The 22,150-nt window shown below is 35.0% G+C and carries 19 protein-coding genes and 1 tRNA gene; 11 read left to right on the forward strand and 9 right to left on the reverse strand.

Annotation, left to right across the window (positions count from 1 at the left end):
• The first annotated feature begins 22 nt into the window (after window positions 1–22).
• From FB551_RS22465 to FB551_RS22490, 6 genes are all read left to right on the forward strand, one after another.
• Entirely contained in the window at window positions 23–412 is a 390-nt protein-coding gene (locus FB551_RS22465; protein ID WP_047429226.1) for an HIT family protein, read from the forward strand.
• Between the two features lie 66 nt (window positions 413–478).
• Window positions 479–1,666, forward strand: coding sequence for an ATP-dependent Clp protease ATP-binding subunit ClpX (gene clpX / locus FB551_RS22470; protein ID WP_047429227.1), 1,188 nt, complete (start codon window positions 479–481; stop codon window positions 1,664–1,666).
• Window positions 1,667–1,740: 74 nt separating this feature from the next.
• Window positions 1,741–3,720, forward strand: a complete 1,980-nt coding sequence (locus FB551_RS22475; protein ID WP_047429229.1) for a T9SS type A sorting domain-containing protein — start codon at window positions 1,741–1,743, stop codon at window positions 3,718–3,720.
• Window positions 3,721–3,749: 29 nt separating this feature from the next.
• Entirely contained in the window at window positions 3,750–3,947 is a 198-nt protein-coding gene (locus FB551_RS22480) for a signal peptidase (protein ID WP_226798771.1), read from the forward strand.
• Between the two features lie 61 nt (window positions 3,948–4,008).
• Complete coding sequence (locus FB551_RS22485) at window positions 4,009–5,301, forward strand: TlpA family protein disulfide reductase (RefSeq protein WP_142018996.1); 1,293 nt, start codon at window positions 4,009–4,011, stop codon at window positions 5,299–5,301.
• Between the two features lie 44 nt (window positions 5,302–5,345).
• A tRNA-Met gene (locus tag FB551_RS22490) sits at window positions 5,346–5,419 on the forward strand.
• 98 nt (window positions 5,420–5,517) lie between these two features.
• Here the strand turns inward: FB551_RS22490 and FB551_RS22495 are convergent.
• Window positions 5,518–6,297 carry a GLPGLI family protein gene (locus FB551_RS22495; protein WP_052186904.1) on the reverse strand — a complete coding sequence of 260 codons (780 nt, stop codon included), beginning with the start codon at window positions 6,295–6,297 and terminating at the stop codon, window positions 5,518–5,520.
• Window positions 6,298–6,364: 67 nt separating this feature from the next.
• A complete protein-coding gene (locus FB551_RS22500; protein WP_047429233.1) occupies window positions 6,365–6,580 on the reverse strand; it encodes a hypothetical protein in 216 nt (71 codons plus the stop codon).
• 234 nt (window positions 6,581–6,814) lie between these two features.
• On the opposite strand from FB551_RS22500, the gene FB551_RS22505 reads away from it, so the two are divergent.
• Window positions 6,815–7,249, forward strand: a complete 435-nt coding sequence (locus tag FB551_RS22505; RefSeq protein WP_047429235.1) for a hypothetical protein — start codon at window positions 6,815–6,817, stop codon at window positions 7,247–7,249.
• Window positions 7,250–7,606: 357 nt separating this feature from the next.
• Here FB551_RS22505 and FB551_RS22510 read toward each other — a convergent pair whose 3' ends face one another.
• The 7 genes from FB551_RS22510 to FB551_RS22540 all read right to left on the reverse strand — a co-directional run bounded on the left by FB551_RS22510 (window position 7,607) and on the right by FB551_RS22540 (window position 17,460).
• On the reverse strand, window positions 7,607–8,905 hold the full coding sequence (locus tag FB551_RS22510; protein WP_185097532.1) for an HlyD family secretion protein: 1,299 nt from the start codon (window positions 8,903–8,905) through the stop codon (window positions 7,607–7,609).
• Window positions 8,906–9,075: 170 nt separating this feature from the next.
• Window positions 9,076–11,271, reverse strand: coding sequence for a peptidase domain-containing ABC transporter (locus tag FB551_RS22515; RefSeq protein WP_047429236.1), 2,196 nt, complete (start codon window positions 11,269–11,271; stop codon window positions 9,076–9,078).
• Window positions 11,272–11,461: 190 nt separating this feature from the next.
• A complete protein-coding gene (locus FB551_RS22520; RefSeq protein ID WP_142018997.1) occupies window positions 11,462–12,976 on the reverse strand; it encodes a vitamin K epoxide reductase family protein in 1,515 nt (504 codons plus the stop codon).
• A gap of 757 nt (window positions 12,977–13,733) precedes the next feature.
• Window positions 13,734–14,690 carry a DUF3810 domain-containing protein gene (locus FB551_RS22525; protein WP_310022354.1) on the reverse strand — a complete coding sequence of 319 codons (957 nt, stop codon included), beginning with the start codon at window positions 14,688–14,690 and terminating at the stop codon, window positions 13,734–13,736.
• Window positions 14,691–14,784: 94 nt separating this feature from the next.
• Window positions 14,785–16,230, reverse strand: coding sequence for an MFS transporter (locus FB551_RS22530; protein ID WP_047429241.1), 1,446 nt, complete (start codon window positions 16,228–16,230; stop codon window positions 14,785–14,787).
• Between the two features lie 30 nt (window positions 16,231–16,260).
• Window positions 16,261–16,998, reverse strand: coding sequence for a lysophospholipid acyltransferase family protein (locus tag FB551_RS22535; RefSeq protein ID WP_082001927.1), 738 nt, complete (start codon window positions 16,996–16,998; stop codon window positions 16,261–16,263).
• Window positions 16,999–17,001: 3 nt separating this feature from the next.
• Window positions 17,002–17,460: a GtrA family protein gene (locus FB551_RS22540; RefSeq protein WP_047429243.1), complete on the reverse strand. Its 459-nt coding sequence runs from the start codon at window positions 17,458–17,460 to the stop codon at window positions 17,002–17,004.
• Window positions 17,461–17,824: 364 nt separating this feature from the next.
• On the opposite strand from FB551_RS22540, the gene FB551_RS22545 reads away from it, so the two are divergent.
• From FB551_RS22545 to ruvA, 4 genes are all read left to right on the forward strand, one after another.
• A complete protein-coding gene (locus tag FB551_RS22545; protein ID WP_047429245.1) occupies window positions 17,825–18,088 on the forward strand; it encodes a hypothetical protein in 264 nt (87 codons plus the stop codon).
• An 85-nt stretch (window positions 18,089–18,173) separates the two neighbouring features.
• Complete coding sequence (locus tag FB551_RS22550) at window positions 18,174–19,025, forward strand: BadF/BadG/BcrA/BcrD ATPase family protein (RefSeq protein WP_047429246.1); 852 nt, start codon at window positions 18,174–18,176, stop codon at window positions 19,023–19,025.
• Between the two features lie 16 nt (window positions 19,026–19,041).
• Window positions 19,042–21,330, forward strand: coding sequence for an NADP-dependent malic enzyme (locus tag FB551_RS22555; RefSeq protein ID WP_047429247.1), 2,289 nt, complete (start codon window positions 19,042–19,044; stop codon window positions 21,328–21,330).
• A 224-nt stretch (window positions 21,331–21,554) separates the two neighbouring features.
• The gene (ruvA, locus tag FB551_RS22560) at window positions 21,555–22,139 is read left to right on the forward strand and encodes a Holliday junction branch migration protein RuvA (RefSeq protein ID WP_047429250.1); all 585 of its coding nucleotides are present in this window, start codon (window positions 21,555–21,557) and stop codon (window positions 22,137–22,139) included.
• Window positions 22,140–22,150 lie beyond the last annotated feature (11 nt).

Consider the following 22,150-nt stretch of genomic DNA (forward strand, 5'->3'; position numbering starts at 1 on the left):
ATCTAACCCAAACTTCTGATAAATGAGCACTATATTCACAAAAATCATTAATGGCGAAATTCCCTCTTATAAGATTGCAGAAAATGAAAACTTTATTGCATTCTTAGACGCAATGCCTTTAGTGAAGGGTCATACTTTAGTAGTACCTAAAAAAGAAGTGGATTTGATTTTTGATCTTGAAAGTGAAGAATATAAAAACCTTTGGGGATTTGCCCAAGAGGTAGCCAAGAAGATCAAAACTGCAGTTCCATGTGTAAGAGTAGGAGTAGCAGTGGTAGGACTTGAAGTTCCTCATGCACACATCCATCTGATTCCTTTAAATAAGATGGAAGATATGAATTTCAGAAATGAAAGATTAAAATTAACGAACGAAGAATATACAGAGATTCAACACTCAATTATTAATTCTTAACAACCAGAAAATCGTAAAAAAGTAATTTTTTACGATTTTCTTTAACATATACATATATTATATCATATGAATTCCAACCAATGTTCTTTCTGTGGCAGAAAAAGAAATGAAGTACAGATGCTGATTTCTGGCCAGAATGGTTTTATTTGTGAAAATTGTATAGAGCAGGCCCATGCAATTGTAAAAGATGGTGCATCAAAAACAGGATATTCACCTGCAGACAGCATGGAAGACCTTAAAAAGCCGAAAGAGATCAAAGAATTCCTCGATCAGTACGTGATCGGACAGGATCAGGCAAAAAAACAACTTTCAATTGCTGTATATAATCATTATAAAAGATTGCTGCACGCCCAGGACGAAAACAGAGAAGTAGAACTGGAAAAGTCGAACATTATCATGATTGGTGAGACAGGAACCGGCAAAACGCTTCTGGCAAAAACGATCGCAAGAGAACTTAATGTTCCTTTCTGTATTGTAGATGCCACCATTTTAACTGAAGCAGGATATGTAGGAGAAGATGTTGAAAGTATCCTTTCAAGACTTCTGATGGTAGCCGATTATGATGTGGAAAAAGCTGAAAAAGGAATTGTTTTCATTGACGAGATTGATAAGATTGCCAGAAAATCAGACAATCCAAGCATTACAAGAGATGTTTCAGGAGAAGGAGTACAGCAGGGATTACTAAAACTGCTGGAAGGAAGTATTGTGAATGTTCCGCCACAAGGAGGAAGAAAACACCCGGATCAGAAATATATCCAGGTAAATACTCAGAATATTTTATTTATTGCAGGAGGAGCTTTTGATGGGATCAAAGAAATTATCGAAAGAAGAATGAACAAGCAGGCAATTGGTTTTAGTTCTGAAAAAATCAATAAAACCGACGAAGACGAATATATATTAACAAATATTAATGCAATCGATCTTCGTACTTTCGGATTAATTCCGGAACTTTTAGGGAGATTTCCAATCATTACTTATCTCGATAAACTCACGAAAGAGACGTTGGTAAGAATCATGAAGGAACCTAAAAACTCTATCGTAAATCAATTTGTGGAACTTTTTAAAATGGATGGCACAAATTTGGTTATTACAGACGGAGCAATTGAAAAAATCGTAGAGGAAACTATTGAAAAAGGACTAGGTGCAAGAGGCCTCAGAGGTACTACCGAAAAAGTTCTAGAAGACTATATGTTTTCAATAGGAGAGGAGAAAGATATCATCTTAACTGAAGATAATGTTTTGATTAATAGATAAAATATTTTTTTTTTAAGAAAAATAATAATACCTTTGCGGGTGAAGATTGTATTAACACACAAATAATTTATACAATGAGAAAAAGTTTATTTGCTATAGGTCTTTTAGCAATTAGTTACTCTGTTCAGGCGCAGATACTATGTCATGTTGACACTAATGCTAATATGTATGTGAGCGAAGGCACCCTAGTTTATAGCGGTGGAGGTGTACAAACAAAAGGTAATGGCCTTTTGGACGTGCATGGAAATATCATGGTTGTAGGATCTGGTACGGATCTCTTAAAAACAATTGATGCCGGTGGTGCTGATAAGACTGACGGCGGAAATATCATCTTAAGACTTAATACCCCTGCTTCTTTTGCTACTTCCACGTATGGCCAGCTGTACATCGATGGACTATCCCAGTCCAACATTACAGGTATTGTAACCAAAGAATACCGAACTACAAGTAATGGTAGTGGTAATTATTTCCAGCAAGTTGCTTTACCTTTCTTTGGTAAAGCATTAAGTTCATTATCTACTGAAGTTGGTAAGACTTTCAATACAGGTAGATATAGTAACCCAATCCTAAAGTGGGATAACGCTAATGCAGTTTCTGCACATTTTACCAATTTAGCATCTACTACAGCTGATGGTTCAGGGTATTATATGCTGAAGGTTTCCAATAATGACTGGAATCCGAGTGCTCCCGCAGGGGCAGCAACGGTTTACAATGTTAATGGAAAACCATATGCTCCGTTAGCTGGAGCTATATCATTGCAGAATGCAGGGAAATCTAACGTGGGAGCTTCCAATGTAGTATTCGGAAATGGTGGTAACGCTGTGAATTCTTACAATGAAAAGTACAATACTTATCTTGATGATTCCTTTGAATTTACTCTAAGCCCTTGGGCTGGAACATTTGGTCAAAACTTCTATCAATTCGGAAACCCTTTCCTTACCAATATAGATCTATCTAATATTGGATATACTGAAAGCGTTACAGGATCAGACGGAAATGCAGTGAAAAATATCTGGGGTATTGAATATAATCCGGGTACTGTTGTTACACTTCCTGGAGGTTCTACTTACGCTACAGGAGCTCAGGTAGTTACTTATGTAAATACAGGTGACGGAGTTGCTCCGGCAGTTGGAGATGTGAACCTGGATAAAATGGTTATCAAACCTATGCAGTCATTTAAAATAAAGTTAAGAGACAATACAGCTCAGACTTTAGACTTTAATCCACTGAGAAGATTCAAATCAACAGCAAGAACAGCAGGTACTCCTAATGGTGTAAATGCAGCTAGAATGGCTGGTAAGAATACAGCCAATACAGTGAAACAGCTTGGGGTAATTGGTCTTGATGCTAATGGTAATGAGATTTCCAGAACGTATTACGTGGTTTCTCCATCATTTACAACGGGACACCAGGTTTCTACAGCCACAACAGTTCAAAGTTCAGCAGGTACAAGAATCATTGGTACTTACGAAGAAGCATTGAATGGTGGGTATGATAATAATTATACTAACTATTGGTTATATATTAACGAAGCTAATGAGAGTAACTTCCAAGGTAAAAATGTTAAGTTAGTTAACTACAAGCTTGATCAGGTTAAATCTTATAAATTCGAGATCAGAGAAAATGCAGAACTTATTCCTGCTGGGACACACCAGTTATCTTCAGGAATTGGTTTCTATTATAAAGCAGAAAATGGAAATTTAGTACAGGCTAAACAGGGAGATGTTGTAGCTGTTACAAATGAAGAGGCTAACTTGTATTATGGTGAACCAAGTAATATTACTTTAGGTGTGGATAAAACAGCTCCTGGTATTTCCAGAACACTTGTTGTTTATGATCCATCTATTACAAATTACATTGTTAGATTCGATCCAAAATGGAAAAAAGCGGACATTCAAGTTTATGATATGAGCGGTAAACTGGTAATCTCTAAAAAAGCGGTTGAAACATCCAGAGATTTTGTAATCGAGCTTGATGGCTCAGTTAAAAATTCATATGTTGTAAAAATCGTTTCTGATAAGGGAGAAACTGTTAACACTAAAATCTTAAAATAAACCACATGAAAACTATTAATAAACTAGTCTTGGCATTTTTCCTATTTGCTATATCTCTAGCAAATGCTGCTCCACCACAACCAGCGATCCCAGGAGGAGGAGGAAATGGAGGAAATGGTACCGGGTCACCTGCCTCACCCATTGATATGTATGTATATGTACTTGGTATCGTAGCAATAGGATTTATTGTGTACTTTACAAAAAAGTACAAGAGCGTAAAAGCATAAAATTTTATTAAAATAATATTAAACTCTCTGATTAGTCAGGGAGTTTTTTTATTTTTACTTTATGAAAAAGATTTATACGCTATCAGCGGTTTTGGCTGCATTTGCTTTGCAGGCTCAATTTACAGTTACCATTCAGGCTCCGGCAGACTTTAAAGATCAGGATGCTATTCTATATACATTAAACGGATCAAAAGATATTATTGTTACTAAAGAACAGAGTAAGAATAGTACATGGACTTTTAAATATCCCAGCCATTATATGGGGATGATGAAAGTTTATTTTCCTGGTTCTAATAATACCGTAAGTTTCATTTCTGAAAATAAAAATGTCAGCTTTAAACTGGATATCCAGAATAGTAAAGTAAAGGATGTTACTTATCTGGATGAAGCCAATAATCTGATGAGTAAACAACAGGAAGGCTCACAGAAAAAAGAGCTTATTTTACCGGCTTTAGCCCAGATCAAAGAATATTACAAAGACAATACGGATTTTGGAAAAGCTCTGAAAACAGAAATTGACAGACTTTCTGGTGCTTCAAGTTCTATTGATGCGGCGCAGCATCCGTTTATAGCTTATTATAATACGAATTACAGCAAGTTTCTTTCCAACTCACCCGATTCAACAAAGAAAGCAGATCAGGGAGAAATAATCAACTTTCTGGACAAATCAAATGATATGCTTGAAAGCTCATCATTATTGAGGCCTGTACTGGTAGCTTATCTGAATTCCGGAGGGAATACAAATGTTACGGCTTCTGTTGATAAGTTACTGGATCGTTTAAAAGTTGAGACTCCAAGAGGACAGACTGTATTGTCTGAATTGATTGATATTTTTGATGTTTATCAGATGGATGAATATAAGAGCAAATATCTGTCTCTTGCCAAAAATCTTAAATGTACCATTACTGATAGGCTCGCTTCCACATTGAAATCCAATGCGAACATTGAAATGGGGGCTGTTTTCCCTAATTATAAGTTCCAGTCACCTGTTAATACTACTGCAAAATCATTACACGATATTAAAGCAGATAAAAAGGTAGTTGTATTCTGGTCATCTACATGCTCGCACTGCGAAAGTGAACTTCCAAAACTTCTGGAAAAATATAACGATCTGAAATCAAAAAATATTCAGATTGTAGGGCTGTCTTTAGATGTGGATAAGAATTCATATACCCAAAAAATTGCCGCATTTCCTTGGGTGAATGATTCCGAATTAAGAGGATGGAACAGTAGTTACACAGATTTGTATAATATTCATGCAACACCAACGTATTTTATTTTAGATGCTAACAATAAGATAATCAGCAAACCAGATCATGTTGGAGATGTTTTAGAATATTTTAAGGTAAAATAATTTTGGAGGTAAAGAAATATTTTCTATATTTGCACCACCAAAACGGCGAGGTAGCTCAGTTGGTTAGAGCGCAGGATTCATAACCCTGAGGTCACGGGTTCAATTCCCGTCTTCGCTACAAACCGCCCCTTATAAAGGGCGGTTTTTTTATTTAATCCCCGAAAACATCCCCCCATAATATTTTTAAGAATGAAAAACACCTAATAAAAGGTATTCTTAGTAAATACTTAATTCTATAGGATTGTAATCTTTTGCAGCAGTTTCTGCATTTCTTCTTATCATTTCAAGATCTTCCTTGTTTTCGATAAACTGTTCATGAACCTGCATTCTTCCAGCAACCTTATTTTTTAAAAGTTCCCAGATCTTCTCTTTTGTGGTGTGCTTGGCATTTGTAGCAACATTCGCAGATTTACAGGTGTATTTCCTTTTTCTGAAGGAGTACAAAGTATAATGATACTCATCTTTAGAATCATATATTTCTGTAATTAGTCCTGGTAATCCATTGAATTTATATGGTCCATATTGAAAAGGAATATCAGTTGTAAACCAAGCGGTCCAAGTTCTTCCATATTTGGTTGTTTCTGCTTTTTGGCATTTAAAACCAAGAACAGTTTTAAATTCGTTTTTAGTTTTCCAAACAATACTATTGGGCTCATCGTATGAATAATCTGCATAATTCACTTCAGTAGTCACATAAAGTTTTGCAGATGTTGTTCCAATGGTTTCTCTAAAATCAGTCACGTATTTCATCGATTCATTAAGAGGCAAATGTACCTTTTCAAATTCTAATGAATCCGCAATATATTTATTCATGTTCTTGAAAAAAGAAGCATCCTGATTGATAAGTAAAGCAAAAGTCGTTGTTTTCTTGTAAGTGCTTGATTTTGATAGTTTATAGTTTAACTTATAATCAGCTTCATAAACTACATCAAACTTTTTCTGACTAAAAAAAGATGTGACTATTAATAAATTGATTAGAAGGATAATTTTTTTCATATAGTTCCTTATTAAAAAAAAGACCGTCAAAGTTATGACGGTCATAATAGTGAATTTTTTAACTTTTTTAGTGGCTATAAATTACAGTTACAACTGTAGACCCTGCATGCTGTGGACATGTTTCACCATTAAGATCAGTAAGATAATTAGATAATTGATTGTCTGACATGTTATTTGCTATTGTTTGGCTAACCTGAAGAACCTTTCCGCAAGATGTTCTGAATGGAAAGGCACTAACTACACCTGCAACTAATAAACCAGCTACTAATAATGTTTTTTTCATAATTTTTTGTTTTGATGATTAATATATATTTAATTCAATCCAATCCAAATATAGAAAATAAATCTAACTATAGGAGAATTATTTTTTTTATGTTAAATAGCTTTGTTTCTTACAATTACATAGGTGCTAAAATAATTGTATGACAATTATGGGAATCTATAATGGTTAAATAAATATAAAAAAAATTAATGTAAAGTAATAAATTATAAATTTGATTGTATAAATGAAATTAGTATGGAAGATTTTATAAATAAGAAACTATCTGTAGAAATTGAGAAGGCTATCACACAACTTGAATATAGAATTGTAGAACTCAAAACAATGCAAATAGAACCTGATTTAAGCTATCTAAATTCTTTTTACAAGGAAAGAACAGAAGAAAATATTAATCGGCTTAATTCTCGCATTAAAATACCAAAGTTGAGCCTTTATATATGGATATCCTCTTTTGCAATGCTTATTTTTAGTTTTGTGGTTTTCTTCTTTGTCTTTTCCAAATTAGAAGAAACAAAAACAAAGTCCATAAAGGAATATAAAAATCAACTATCTAAAAATAGTGTGATCATGTCTAAACAAAATGCAGAACTTTTAAAAGATATGGACTTATGGTTTAAAAGCGATCCTCAATCAACAAGTAAGTTTATTCATTGGAGACAATCTCAAAGATAAATATTGTATTTTAATATTGAATGTCTGGTGATTACCTATAATTATGGAAACTCGTAATTTGGATAATGGCTTTTATGCAACTTGTAAAAAATAACAAATGAGAAAAAAATTACAGTCCGTTAAATGAAGTACCCCGAAAATAATGATTTACCATGATTTTGAATGAATAAAAACAAACCGTTTTAGGTCACTATGGTACTCGATAAATGATGAAAAAAACCTTTGTGGAACTAGTTTCAGCTTAAATAAGCTTTTTAAACAATCGGATTATTAGCGGCAGTTATCATCTTAAAAATAAACAATAAAAAAACCGTCTTACAAATCTGTAAAACGGTTTTGGTTTTTCATAAAAATTGATTAAACCTGATATCCAAGCAGCTTTCTGATCTGATAGAAGAATCTTTCAATCAGTCGCAGATCCTGTGTTACAATTTCTGCGCTCCCTCTAAGTTCTTTATCGAATGTCAGCGTTTTGTTATAGCTGGTTTTTAATCCTTTTGGTAAAATTACATCTACATAGTAATTTCCTTTTTCATCAGGAATGAGAGAGATGTTCTGCACTTTTCCTTCGATGATACCGTATTCCTGGAATCGGTAGTTGTCCAATTTAATCAATACTTTTTCACCTGGAGTTATTTTTCCTGAATTTGTTGTAGGAACAGACATTCTGCCCACTAATTGTTCTTTATTTTTAGGAAGAATGGAAAGGATGGGTTCACCTACCTTTACAAACTGATTCTCACCAAAGAACTGCTGGAAGCTGGCAACACCATCAGTGGATGAGATAACGAGATAGTTCAGTTCCCACTGTTTTAGAGATTTTCGCAGCTGTTCAAGAAGTTGTAAGGTTTGTGAAGAGTAGGTAATTCTGTCTTTTTCTGTATTAATGGCAGTTCCGCTTTTGGTTTTATTCAGGTTGGAAATCCCTTCATCCATTTGTGATATGGAGATTTTAATATTCTCTAGATTTTGTTGGGCCTGAAGGTACTTGATCTTTTCGTTTTCAAGTTCCATAGCTGAAATAACGCCCTGGTTGAATAGTTCCTGAGATCTGTTGAAGTTTTTCTTTGTCAGGTCATATTTTATAGATTCCAGGTTTTTTTGCTGTTTCAAAGTAGCAATTCGTATTCTGTATTCTGAAATACTCTGATTGGCGGCAAGATTTTCAGGAGCATAAGGCTGCAGTCTTGTAAAAAGAGCTTCATCCTGAAATGCTTTTGCAAAACTGTTATATTCACCCTGCAATTCACCCAGTTTAAATCTTGAAGCCTGAGCAATAGGGAAGGCGTATAATTTATCAGGGGTGATGGAGTCTACCATTTTTTTAAGCTCTAAAATATCCTTATAATTAGCTGCAGACTGCATCACCATCAGGACATCATTTTTTTTAACTTCCTGGTGGTCTTTTATGAATATTTTTTCAATTTTGGAACTGGTTCGGGCTTCTATTTTCTCAGGAGGATTCTGGGAGGTCACAATAATAGGAGCCGGTACAAATTCCGGATATTTTATAATGTAGCTCATGACAAGAATCAGCAGGAGGATAATAAATATCACTGTATTTCCCCAGCGGATCATCCAATGGGGTGGCTGGGTAAGAATATCCTGTACACTCTCTGAGCGGAGTTCAATATTGTCTAAAACGTCTTCTTTCATTGTTATGTAGTAAAATTTCCTCCCGTATTTCAGAGAGAACATCATTTAAATAATTGAAAAGTGGCCATCATACCAATTCCGGTGCTGGAGTATTTGCATCAGGAGGTATTTTGGATTTCTCATTATTAATATTAATTTTTAATCTAAACTTTCGAATTTTGCCTATACCTTTAGCTGCCTAATTCAAGCTGATTTCTTACAAGTCTGTAATATTCTCCCCTTAAATCTACCAGGTCCGCATGGCTTCCTTCTTCTACCACTTTTCCCTGATCCAGTACAATGATCTTATCGGCATGTCTTACCGTGGAAAGTCTGTGGGCAATCACTACTGCTGTTTTACCTTTAAAGAACTGTTCAAGATTTTCCATAATTACTTTCTCATTATTGGCATCCAGTGCAGAGGTAGCTTCATCAAATAAAATATATTCAGGAGATTTGTAAACAGCTCTTGCAATGAAAAGTCTCTGCTTCTGACCTCCACTTACTCCAACTCCTTCATTTCCGATCTTCGTATTGTAACTTAATGGAAGACTTTCAATAAAATCCTTGATATTGGCTATTTCTACAGCACGTCTCAGTTTTTGTTTGTCAATATGATCTTCCCCTACAGCAATATTATTGGCAATGGTATCATTAAATACATATCCTTCCTGCATTACCACCCCGCAATGATCTCTCCAGTATCTCGGTGAAATATTTTTCATATTGGTATTTCCGATTCTGATTTCACCCTGGTCAGGATCATAAAATTTCATCAACAGTTTCAATAAAGTTGTTTTTCCACTTCCGCTGGCTCCAACAATGGCTGTGGTCTGCTGATAAGGAATCGTAAGGCTTAAGTTTTCAAAAACCGGAACATCAGAACCAATATATCTGAACGACATATCTTTGATTTCGATATCTTGTTTGGGAACATCTGCTACGTACTGCTCATTTTTATCTTCCTCATCATCCTTATCATGGATTTCTCCTAATCTTTCAAGGGAAATTTTAGCATCCTGCGTCTGCTTGATAAAGTCGATAAGCTGAAGAAGCGGGCTGTTTAGCTGTCCAATAATATACTGAACAGAAAGCATCATCCCCAAAGTAAGATTTCCGCTTAAAACAAGTTTTGCAGAAAGGAAACTTACCAGAATATCTTTCATCTGATTGATAAAGTTTCCTCCAACAGATTGCCATTGTTCTAATGAAAGAGATTTTATCCGGATTTTAAAAAGTTTTACCTGTAAAAATTCCCAGTCCCATCGTTTTTGTTTTTCGGCGTTATGCATTTTAATTTCCTGCATACCGTTGATCAGCTCAATTACTTTACTCTGTTCCTGAGATACCTGAGAAAATCTTTTATAATCAAGCTCTTTTCTCTTTTTCAGGAAAAAACTGATCCAGCCGATATATAATACGGCTCCTACAAGATAGACAATGAAAAGTCTGTAATCATAGAATAATAATACAATACTGAAAATAATAAGATTGACCAGCGAGAATAATGTATTCAGTGAAGAGCTTGTGAGAAGCTGTTCAATTCTGTGGTGGTCATTAATTCTTTGCATAATATCCCCTGTCATCCTGGTATCAAAGAAACTTATCGGAAGTTTCATCAATTTGATAAAGAAATCGGAGATAATCGAAATATTGATTCTTGCCGAAAGGTGAAGAAGAATCCAGCTTCGAATCGTCTCAATTCCCATTCTTCCCAGAAATAACATGATTTGTGCAAGTAAAACGACATAGATAAAATTAATATCCTGATTCTGAATCCCGACGTCTACAATACTTTGGGTAAGGAACGGGAATATCAGGGAAAGTAAGCTGCCTCCTAAAAGCCCAATGGCCAGTTGTATAACAAGTGTTTTATACTTCAGAAGATATTTGGATAAAAATGTAAAGCTTGCCTTACTTTCTTCAGCATCAAACTCTGTCTGGAAAAATGCGGGAGTTGTTTCAAGAATCAGGACAATTCCTTCTTCTGTATTCTCGTTGGCATTTTCCCCGATCCAGGACTTGATGAATTCCTCTCGGGTATAAGTGATCAGTCCATAGCTGGGATCTGAAATATATACTTTGTTGTTTTTGTCGATTTTGTATACAACAACAAAATGATTTTTATTCCAGTGTGCTACACATGGGAAAGGAACTTCTTCTGTGAGGGTATTGAAATCGATTTGAACTCCCATTGACCGGAAGCCAAGATTTTCTGCGGCATCACTCAGACCCAGAAGGCTGCTTCCTTCACGTGTTGTTTCGGAAAGGTTACGAATCTGTTGCAGGGATATACTTTTACCATAATACTTACTGACAATTCTAAGGCATGTAGGGCCACAGTCTTTGGTATCTGGTTGCTTATAAAAAGGAAACTTTTTTTTCAAAACTACTACTCATTATAAAATGCCGTCAATAAATGACGACATTTTTGCTTTAATTCAATTATAATTCAATGAAATGGTAAACTGGAAATAGTCCCATTGGTCACCGTTTTTCTACGCTTTTACATCTTTTCAGATGGTTATTTTGTTTTTCCTAAGATAGTGAAATTTTCAAATGAAGAAGATTTATTTACTAAATCTCATCATCTTCTATTAATTCATCAATAAAGAATAAAATATCTTCACGATCATATTTGTCAGGAAACTGATATCCATTGATAATAAAGATTGGGGTAAAGCTTAATCCCGCATTACTGTTTTCTATGGACATCTCTACTAACGGATTCAGATTTTCCGACGTTACGTTTCCTCCTGAAAGTGCATTGATTTTGCTTTCATCTTTAGTTTCAAACCACTCTTCTACAGCATGTAAAAATTCTTTTTCAGGCTTGTGATGGTAAATATGAGTTAAATCTGAAATAAGCTGTGTGTATTTTTCGGGAGCTCTGTCCGGGCTGTAATTGAATCTCATCTGAAGTGAAATATCGTCAGGGTATTTCTCCAAAAGACCTTCCACCAATTTATGTGCATCTTTACAGAAACCGCAATATGGATTGGAAACGATAGAAATACGCAGCTTGGCATCTCTTTTTCCAACTGCAAAAGTTTCTGTATCCTGGAATTCTATTTTTGGGTTTTGCTCCATCTGGTTTTTGAAAAGTTCATAGTTTCTCTTGAATCTGAGATTTTTTGCATTCGACTTTTGAAGCGCTTCTTTTTGTTCAAGAAGAGTGTTGAAATAAATAACTGCAGAAAATACAAGAGCCCATAGAATGACAGTCAATAAAAGAGTTCCCGCACTGAAAGACAGATTCTCAAAAAATAAACTGCTTATTACAATTTGTCCCGCAAGGATTGAAATAATTAAAAGACATACCCTACAGAATGTTTTTTCTACAAATGCCTGGATGTATAGAGAGTACCCGATGGCAAGTACAGAAACAAATGTAAAGCCTTTTACGATATACGCTGTCGCAGGTAAGAAAAGACCCAATACCGCTAGTCCTGCAAAATAGATCAGAGAAAAGTCTGCAAATTTTAATCCTAGAATACTGGTTTTATCCTGTTTTATAATCTTATCACATGAATTGACGGTCTGGCTTGCAGCGGCACCTCCACCACCACAAATACTTCCAATGACAGTAGAGGTATTTCCGAATTTCTGGTTGAAAATTTCCAGGGAAATATAAACTCCTGCTAATGAAAGAATATTGAATATAGCTTCGTAAATGGTTTGGCTCATAAAAGAATAAGCAAGAACAGCTGCAAAAATGATATAAAGAACCGGTTTGAAATTGAAAGCGAGCTTGTTTTCTGCATTTTCTGTTTTCTCAAACAGAAGTACGAAATCTGTTGACTTATTATAAAGTTCTTCTTTACCGAAAGTCTTTGCTTTTTCCGAATATACTGAATAATTGCTTCCTGACTTTTTTACGAGGGAGAATGAGTTCTCAACAATGGCAATAAATTCTTCCGGAAGTTCGTCCCAATATTCTTTGTCAAGCTCGTAAGCGTCATTTTTTACGCCCATAAAGTTCAGAGTGTCACTAAATGCCAGTGCAGATGGGTAATTGGGATGGGAATTGAACTGGAAAATAAATTCCTGTTTATCGAGTTTTAGGTGGTTAATTAGTTTGTCAAAAATCATATTAATATTTTTATCTAAAATACACAGATGTTTTAAATATACAAAAAAAATTTTCCTTTATTAGTGAGATATAAACGGGTGTTGGTAGATTTTATTTGATCCTCAGTATTTTATTACATAGGATTTGGAGTTTTATGGTGTTGTATGTATTGATATTAATAAAGCACTGTTATTCATCTCTCAGGTATGAGTTTATTTGTATTATTACGATCTGAACACTTTTAAAGAAAGATTTCAAGAGTCTGTTTTTAAAAGTTTCCGGATGAAGTGTAAATTTAGCTTTCTTGTGTGGATAAAATACCCTTATTTTTGAATAGAAGAGAGATGTAATAATAGCTAAAAGAATGAGGAAGATATTTTAATTTTTTGAATATAAAATGTTAGAAATATCTTATATAATAAAAGAGATAACTCTAATTTTTAAAATAGTAAAAACAAGATAAAATCGAAATGTTTTTTGTCTAAGCAAATGTCTTTTTTTTTTAATTTTTTATAGCTTATAAGGCTTTCACCCATGTTTTGGATGAGTGTTGTCGCTATTCTGTATGATTTGTGACAAAAGTAAATGAACTCAAAAAAACTTAAAAAATCATAAAGTTTTCATAAAGTTTTAAAAAAGGATAGAAATGTTTTTGTATTTATAAAATATGTCGTACTTTTACATCGCCTTGAATGAGGGAACAAGTCAAGGTAATAAATTTTTTTTCATCATTTGTGTTTTTAGAATCGTATCGCCTGATACGATTCTTTTTTTTATTTATGATTCGTAATTTAAGAGCAGATCAATAAAGTAAGAATAGGTAACGGAACCTTCCTGCTGATTGCTTTTCAGAAACAGGTTGTTAGTAAATCCAAAGAATTCATCAAGCCACCCCTGATGCTGGAGAACAAAACTTTTTTCATAAGCACGGTCTCTTTTCATAGCAGGAGAATATTGATTAAGAATATTCCTTACAAACTGAGGATCTTCCTCCACAATAAATCTTAAAAGACTTTTTAAAGTAAAAAATTCAGTACTGTATCTCAACTCCATATTACTGGAATGAATACCTAATAAATATCCTACAAAATTAGCCTCCTGCTCTCTGGCAAAACCCAATTGATGAGAGCTTTCATGGGCGGTCGTGAAAGGAATGAAACTATGAGGCAGTTCAGAATTATACTGAGCTTCAGCTGTAAAAGGATTATAATATCCCAGGATTCCTGTAAAACTCATCACATTTTTGAATAAACTTGGTTTAATGTCCAGGATCTGAGGAGCTCTTTTATCCGAAATATAAGAAGGGAGTTGGGTCTGCTGATACAGAATCTCCTTTTGTATTGAGGAGAGATTTGTAATGATAAAAACTCCGTTACCATCTTCCCGTACAGCCTGCCGTGTTGTCTTACATTTTTCAAGATAGATAATAGCAAGTTTTTTTGCCTTGTCCAGATTAGGTTCTTCCTGCCTTGAAAGTTTTTTAATAATAGGAGTCTGGAAATAAAGCATACCCCAAAAGATCTGATAAATGAGATAAAAGATATTCACGGTCATCAGAATTCTTACCAAGGCGGTATTTCTTCTTTCTTTCCTGAATAGAGTAATAAAATAATATAAAAGGAAGCCACCTGAAATGATATAAATCAAATCCCCAACAGAAAAGGGAATCCAGCTGAACAGTATCTGATGAGCCTCTTTCTGAATTTCAAAAAAGCTTTCAAAAAAAGAAATCATCCCTTTGGATTTTGAGAATCCATAAAACAAAAGAAATTGGGCAAGTAAAACACCTGCCCAAAATCTCTTTTTCTTATATATTTTTGTTATTATATTAATGACCATTACCTTTAGATACTTTATCAAGATCAATGCCCTGGGCTTTCAGAATCCCACTTACACGGATCGCATAGAATGCAAGATAAGCAAAACAAATAACCCCTACGATATAACTGAAATGAATATTGGTAATATCTGCAATATATCCTTGTATAAAGCTTACAATACCTCCACCCATAATCATCATAATAAGGTATCCTGAACCCTGGTTGGTGTGCTTTCCAAGTCCGTTGATTGCCAATGCAAAAATACAAGGCCATAGCGTAGAGCAGAAAAGACCGACACTGGTAAATGCATACACAGATACCATTCCTGTGGTGAACATTCCTATAAGTAAAGCTGTAATCCCTGCCAGAGAGAATATTAAAAGCATTCTTGCCGGGTTACCTTTGCTTAAAATGTCACAGATAATCATGGCAATGATGATAAATCCATATACATAGAAAGGAGAAAGGTCATGGTTGGCTAATGCATTTACGAATAAAAATACACCGAATGCAAGATAAGGAGCTAAGAATCTTAATATCTTTTTGAATCCGGCATTCACATCAAATGCTTCTACAGCACCTGTCCAACGGCCAATCATTAATGAAGCCCAATATAGAGAGATGTAAGGAGCTACATCTTTTGTTTCAAATCCTAAATTTTTTTCCATATAAGCAGGAAGGTTACTTGCTGTAGAAACTTCCACTCCTACATAGACAAAGATCGCAATCATTCCCATTACCAATTGAGGATATTGGAAAGCTGAAGTTCTGTGCTCTCCGGGAGTTGTATCATCTGTATTCTCAGTGTTTGTTGGAGTTATTGCAGGAAGAGAAGAAAATTTAAGCATTAAAGCTACCAAAGCAAAAGCTGCTCCTAATATAAGGTAAGGTGTTTTTACACTTTCTATACTCGCTTCCGTATTGGCTGCACTTGCAGAACCAAAAATAGCAAATGCAACAATTAGGGGTCCGATAGTAGTTCCTAAATTGTTGATTCCTCCAGCCATTGTTAATCTCTGAGATCCTGTTTCTGTAGGACCCACTTCAATAGCAAGGGGGTTAGCAACAATCTGTTGAAGAGAGAATCCTAAACCTACAATAAATAATCCGGAGATCATTAAAGGGAAAGAATGCATATTCGCAGCAGGGTAGAATAATAGTGTACCCAATGCGGATATCAAAAGTCCTACAATAAGACCGTTTTTGTACCCGATTTTATTGATCAAATCCTGTTTCAGACTCTTTGATACAAGCATATAAATTAAAGAACCTACAGTATACGCTACATAAAAGCATATCTGTACCAGCATACTTTCAGTTTGGGATAGATTGAAGGCTTTTTGAAAAACAGGGATCAGAATATCATTACTTGCTGCTACAAATCCCCAAAAGAAGAATACAGTAACCAACGGAATGAATTGGGCCCAATTGGTTTGTTTAGAATAATTTGACATATTTATTATAGATTTCACAAACAAATATAACTATTTACTTTCAACGGAATACCTGATTAAGGTTTTTTTTATTTTCTCATAAGCCTCTGCCTTTAAGTCTTTTGGCGAATCTGTAGGCTCAATGATTCCGTTAAAATATACCTTTACTCTTCCTGGAAAGCCTTTTGAATTCTCAAAAGGAAACATTTCCTTGAGTCCTACAAAGGTATAAACAGCTATAGGAGAATGATGTTTCGAAGACAGCATAAATGCACCATCCTTAAAATCATCCAGGATAACAGAAGTGTCATCAGGTACACCACCTTCAGGGAAAATAGCGATGCTGTTGCCTTCCTCCATCTTCTCTGCACATCTGCGGTATACATCTGCACGGCTTTTTGCACTTGCTCTGTCTACCATTACACATATCCTTTTATATATGGTTCCGAAAATCGGAATCTTTACCAGTTCTTTTTTTCCTACAAAACAAATCGGATGGTCCGGAAACAGAATACATACAAGCATAATATCCATGATAGACGTATGATTGGAGATAAACACATAAGGTGTATTCTTATCTTTTTTCTGCTCAGAAAGTTTAATCAAATCATATCTGAAGCCCATTCCGTAGAACATGCCGAAGCACCAGAGTCTGACAAGTTTATAGCCGTACCGATAGTGCTTTTTATTAAAGGATAAAATATAAACCGGGATTCCAATAATGACTGTCAGGAAAAATGCCAACAGCAGCAGCCAGAATCTCCAGAGATAATTTAAAATTTTTGTCACAGCTTAACCGTTAAAAATTACTTTCTTCTTTATCGAATAATTCAGAATGGAAACCAGTAATATTGCTGCAATTTTACTGATCATTTCCGGGCTCAAGGTATAAAAAAATAAATTGATATTATCTTTAAATATGAAACTGTAAAATATCTGGAAAAAGCCTAAACTGAGTAATGTTGAAAAAAAAGACACCACCATAAAATAGGCAAACTCTTTTCTCTTTGAGTGCTTCCCTCTTTCAAACACAAACCAGATGCTCAGAAAGTAATTGGTAATAATCCCGCAGCTCGTGGAAAAAATGTTACTTAAAGGATAGTGTACCCCATAGAAGTTGGTTTCCTTTACAAAGAATTGCGGAAGATGGGTGCTGAAAATTTTAAAGCTGCCTATTTCTACAATGGCACTCAGTCCTCCTGCAATAATGAAGAACAAAACCTGTTTCTGGCGTAAGAGTATTTCTTTCATGTAATGGATATAAAACTAAAAATCTTTATACATATTGGATCGCGTACTTAATTGGTTTATATCTCACCAGATAAACACTTTAGAGAATCCCTTCTGTTCATAATGGTTTTTAAATTCCAGTAATTAGATAGCTTCACAATATGAATATGCAAATTTATAACTATATGTTAAACACTGAAAAAAGTTGTTAAAATATTTTTTTTAATAAAAATTATTTCTAATTTTAATATTCAGAATGATGTAATTAAGACCTGATAATAAATTCATTTTCAACTCCTTGTGTTGATGGTTTTTTCTATCTTGTAGTGCACGATTAAGAGCATATACTCCAACATTTTATGACCCAATTTTTAATAATATTTGTATGAAACGTCAAAACAAATACAGAAAATTCCAGCTTCAACAGAAAAATATTGAGGCTCTTGAGAAAGAAAATTCCCGCTTCAAAAGAGTGTATTCAGAATATGAAAATATGTCAGACGAATTGTGGAATCTTGAAAACTCCAACGGAGAACCAGTGCCTGATGATTTTATCAATGCAATGGTATTACAGACTTCCTATCTGGAAGATGAAATAGAAGACTGGCTTTTGCAATTCAACGAAAAAAAAACACAAATCAAACATTAATGATTTTAGACAGCTTCCAGGTTGTTTTTAAACGCTAATTGAAGATAAATTCATAATTTAGCACCCTTAAATTAAAATCTAAAATATGGTTGCTATTGTAGATAGTGGTTCTACTAAAACGGATTGGGTAATACTTGATGACTTTAAAAAAGTTTTTCTGAAAACAGAAACAATCGGTTTTAATCCGAATTTTATCAACAGAGAACTTATCGCTCCTGAAATACAGAAGAATAGCAATCTGATATCGGTTAAAAATTCAATTACCAAAGTCTTTTTTTATGGTTCCGGATGCGGAGTGAAAAAAAACTGCGAAACCATAGAGGAAGAACTGAAGAAGGTTTTTGACAAAGCAGAGATTATTGTGAAAGAAGATCTCATGGCTGCAGCCTATGCAGCGTACAGTGGAAAACCTGCTATCGTGTGCATTCTGGGCACGGGGTCTAATTCCTGTTTTTTTGACGGTGAAAATGTAAAGATAGAATTGCCTTCGCTAGGTTTCCTGATCGGGGATGAAGGAAGTGGCAGTGCTATCGGAAAGCAATTGGTGCGCAGATACTTTATGAAAAAACTGCCTGCAGATCTTCATAAAGAATTTGAAGCAGATTATCAGCTTACCGTAGAAGATGCATTGAAAAATATGTATCATACGCCAAGACCCAATGCATATCTGGCGAATTTTACCAAATTTGTAATCGAAAGAAAAGAACATCCTTATTTCAAAGACATGGTTTTTGAAGAAATGAAAAGTTTCTTCGAATATCAGGTTCTTCCTTATGAGGAAGCGCATGATGCCGAGATTAATTTTATCGGTTCCATCGCTTATTATTATGAAAATATACTACGTTCTGTAGCTACAGAACTTAATTTAAATGTGGGACATGTTGTGCAGAAACCAATTGAAAGCTTAGTAGATTACCACATTAAATATATACTTTAACAAAAAACAAAATTTTATGTCAAGTAACAACAATCGTGACGAAAAGAACTTTAGCCAGGCAGCGCTAGATTATCATAAAGCAGAACCCAAAGGAAAAATTGAAGTAATCCCATCAAAGCCACACTCTTCTCAAAGAGATTTGTCATTGGCTTACTCTCCGGGAGTAGCAGTTCCTTGTATGGAAATTCATGATAAGCCGGAAACTGTATATGATTATACAGGAAAAGGAAACCTGGTAGCAGTAATTTCTAACGGTACTGCCGTACTTGGACTGGGAGATATCGGTGCTGAGGCTTCAAAACCGGTAATGGAAGGGAAAGGACTATTATTCAAGATCTTTGCAGATATCAACGTTTTTGATATTGAGATCGATGAAAAAGATCCTGATAAATTTATTGAAATCGTAAAAGGAATTGCGCCTACTTTCGGAGGGATCAACCTGGAAGATATTAAAGCTCCTGAAGCGTTTTATATAGAACAAAGACTGAAAGAGGAATTGAATATTCCTTTGATGCACGATGACCAGCACGGAACAGCCATTATCTCAGCTGCTGCATTGATCAACTCTCTGCAGATTGCCAATAAAGATATTGATAAAGTGAAAATGGTGGTAAACGGAGCTGGTGCTGCAGCCATTGCATGTACCAAACTTTATATCTCATTAGGACTGAAAAAAGAAAACGTCCTGATGTGTGACAGTAAAGGAGTAATTAACCATAAAAGAGAAAATCTTACGCCTGAAAAATTAGATTTCATCGCTCAGACAGATATTGAAACATTGGAAGACGCTGTAAAAGGATCCGATGTTTTTGTAGGATTGTCAAAAGGAAACGTAATGACTCCGGAAATGTTGTTAAGTATGAATGATAATCCTATCGTATTTGCTTTAGCCAACCCTGATCCGGAAATTGCTTATGACCTGGCCCTTGAAACCCGTAAAGATGTGATCATGGCAACAGGAAGAAGTGATTATCCTAATCAGGTAAACAATGTATTGGGATTCCCTTATATTTTCCGTGGAGCATTAGATGTACAGGCTACAGGAATTAATGAAGATATGAAACTGGCTGCCGTACACGCCATTGCGGATCTTGCAAAAGAACCCGTGCCGGAAGCTGTAATTTTAGCATACAACGTTCAGAATCTTCAGTTTGGAAGAGAATATTTCATTCCGAAACCTTTTGATAACAGATTGATCACAAAAGTATCAAGCGCTGTTGCAAAAGCAGCCATTGAAAGTGGAGTTGCCAGAAAAACCATTACGGATTTTGACGAATATGAGCATCAGCTGTTAGACAGAATGGGTAGAGATGAGAGATTGGTAAGAATGATGCAGAGCCGTGCGAAATCCAATCCGAAAAGAATTACCCTTGGAAATGCTGAAGAATACAATGTCTTGAAAGCAGCCCAGATTCTTTATGAAGAAGGAATTGCTTATCCAAGCCTTTTAGGAGATAAAAAATACATCAAGGAACAGATGGAACGTTACGGAATTACCCTGGATGTTCCAATCATTGATCCAAGTGATGACGATCAGAAAGAAAACAGAAAAAAATACAGAGAAACCCTTTGGAAACTTCGTCAGAGAAAAGGAATGAACGAGTACAAAGCGAAGAGATATGTACGTCAGAGAGACTATTTCGGACCTTTGATGCTGAAGCATGGAGATACTGATGGACTTATTGTAGGATTCTCTAAAAACTATACTTCCGTTTTACGTCCTGTTTTAGAAGTTATTGAAAAAGATAAGGGAGTAGATAAAGTAGCGGCAATGATGATGATTCTGTCTGAAAAGAAACCTATTTTCTTCGCAGATACTTCTATCAATCAGAATCCTACCGCTGAAGATCTTGTGAATATTGCTAAAATGGCAGAATTTACAGTAAAATCTTTTGCTATTGAACCAAGAATTGCAATGCTTGGATTTGAAAACTTTGCTGCCATTTCCGAAACTTCTAAAAAAGTGGCAAAAGCAGTAAGTATCCTTCATGAGAAATTCCCTAAAATGGTTGTAGATGGTGAAATTCAGCCGGATTTTGCAATGAATGCAGATCACCTGAGCGATTACCCATTCTCAAAACTAGGAACTACACCGGCCAACACATTCATCTTCCCGAATCTGGAAAGTGCAAACCTTTCTTACAAGATTCTGAGAGGAATGAAAGTAGCACAGGTTATCGGACCTATCTTAATGGGGTTAAAGCAGCCGGTACACGTACTTCAGATGCGTTCAAGCGTTGATGAGATTGTAAACCTTGCTACGATTGCTGTTCTTGATGCTCAAAGAAGAGAAAAGAAATCGTAATAGAATGAGCAGCATAACTGGAAGCAGTAATCCATCTTTCTTATTTAAAAAATGACACTTTAAACCGTGTTCAAATAGTAAAAAGACTCCATATTTTGGAGTCTTTTGTTTTTCTGTTAATTCCTTGAATTCTTATTTGAAATTTAAGTTAAAAATCATTCGTACATCAAATGAAAACATTAATTAGTTTAAATTGCTATATTTGGGAGTTTTAAAAATTAATAATGATATTTTCTTTACAAGGCACTGTTCAAGAACTTACGCCTACCTACGCTGTCATCAATGTTCAAGGAGTTGGTTACTATGTGGGAATCAGTTTGATGACCTCACAGACACTGGTTTTGAACCAGCAGACCTTTTTATTTATTCAGCAGATCATTCGTGAAGATGCTCATCTTCTCTTTGGATTTAACACACGTTCAGAAAAAGAAATGTTCAATCTGTTAATAAGCGTTAATGGAGTAGGAGCCGTTTCAGCACTGATTCTGTTGTCAACATTGAGTCTTGATGAGATTGCGTCTGCTATACTTTCCGGAAACAGTGCACTGATCCAAAAAGCAAAAGGAATTGGTGCAAAAACGGCCGAAAGAATTATTGTAGATCTTAAAGATAAAGTACAGAAATACAGCGATCCAAACGCGAATATTTCTGTGATGGTGGATAATAAAATTAAGGAAGAATCGTTATCTGCATTAGAAGTTTTAGGCATTCCTAAACGAGCGAGCGAGAAGATTGCGGATAAAATTATAAAACAAAATCCAACCATCTCGGTAGAAGAATTGGTTAAACAAATCTTAAAAAACATTTAACATTTGGTGGC

The organism is Chryseobacterium aquifrigidense, from assembly GCF_006716485.1.
Lineage (GTDB): Bacteria > Bacteroidota > Bacteroidia > Flavobacteriales > Weeksellaceae > Chryseobacterium > Chryseobacterium vietnamense.

What these genes read in the sequence shown, in the direction of transcription:
- FB551_RS22500 (WP_047429233.1), bottom strand. Translation starts at nt 6,580, where the DNA reads ATGAAAAAAACATTATTAGTAGCTGGTTTATTAGTTGCAGGTGTAGTT.
- FB551_RS22545 (WP_047429245.1), top strand. Translation starts at nt 17,825, where the DNA reads ATGAAACGTCAAAACAAATACAGAAAATTCCAGCTTCAACAGAAAAAT.
- FB551_RS22525 (WP_310022354.1), bottom strand. Translation starts at nt 14,690, where the DNA reads ATGATTTCTTTTTTTGAAAGCTTTTTTGAAATTCAGAAAGAGGCTCAT.
- FB551_RS22555 (WP_047429247.1), top strand. Translation starts at nt 19,042, where the DNA reads ATGTCAAGTAACAACAATCGTGACGAAAAGAACTTTAGCCAGGCAGCG.
- FB551_RS22530 (WP_047429241.1), bottom strand. Translation starts at nt 16,230, where the DNA reads ATGTCAAATTATTCTAAACAAACCAATTGGGCCCAATTCATTCCGTTG.
- FB551_RS22540 (WP_047429243.1), bottom strand. Translation starts at nt 17,460, where the DNA reads ATGAAAGAAATACTCTTACGCCAGAAACAGGTTTTGTTCTTCATTATT.
- ruvA (WP_047429250.1), top strand. Translation starts at nt 21,555, where the DNA reads ATGATATTTTCTTTACAAGGCACTGTTCAAGAACTTACGCCTACCTAC.
- FB551_RS22520 (WP_142018997.1), bottom strand. Translation starts at nt 12,976, where the DNA reads ATGATTTTTGACAAACTAATTAACCACCTAAAACTCGATAAACAGGAA.
- FB551_RS22505 (WP_047429235.1), top strand. Translation starts at nt 6,815, where the DNA reads ATGGAAGATTTTATAAATAAGAAACTATCTGTAGAAATTGAGAAGGCT.
- clpX (WP_047429227.1), top strand. Translation starts at nt 479, where the DNA reads ATGAATTCCAACCAATGTTCTTTCTGTGGCAGAAAAAGAAATGAAGTA.
- FB551_RS22485 (WP_142018996.1), top strand. Translation starts at nt 4,009, where the DNA reads ATGAAAAAGATTTATACGCTATCAGCGGTTTTGGCTGCATTTGCTTTG.
- FB551_RS22510 (WP_185097532.1), bottom strand. Translation starts at nt 8,905, where the DNA reads ATGAAAGAAGACGTTTTAGACAATATTGAACTCCGCTCAGAGAGTGTA.
- FB551_RS22475 (WP_047429229.1), top strand. Translation starts at nt 1,741, where the DNA reads ATGAGAAAAAGTTTATTTGCTATAGGTCTTTTAGCAATTAGTTACTCT.
- FB551_RS22550 (WP_047429246.1), top strand. Translation starts at nt 18,174, where the DNA reads ATGGTTGCTATTGTAGATAGTGGTTCTACTAAAACGGATTGGGTAATA.
- FB551_RS22495 (WP_052186904.1), bottom strand. Translation starts at nt 6,297, where the DNA reads ATGAAAAAAATTATCCTTCTAATCAATTTATTAATAGTCACATCTTTT.
- FB551_RS22465 (WP_047429226.1), top strand. Translation starts at nt 23, where the DNA reads ATGAGCACTATATTCACAAAAATCATTAATGGCGAAATTCCCTCTTAT.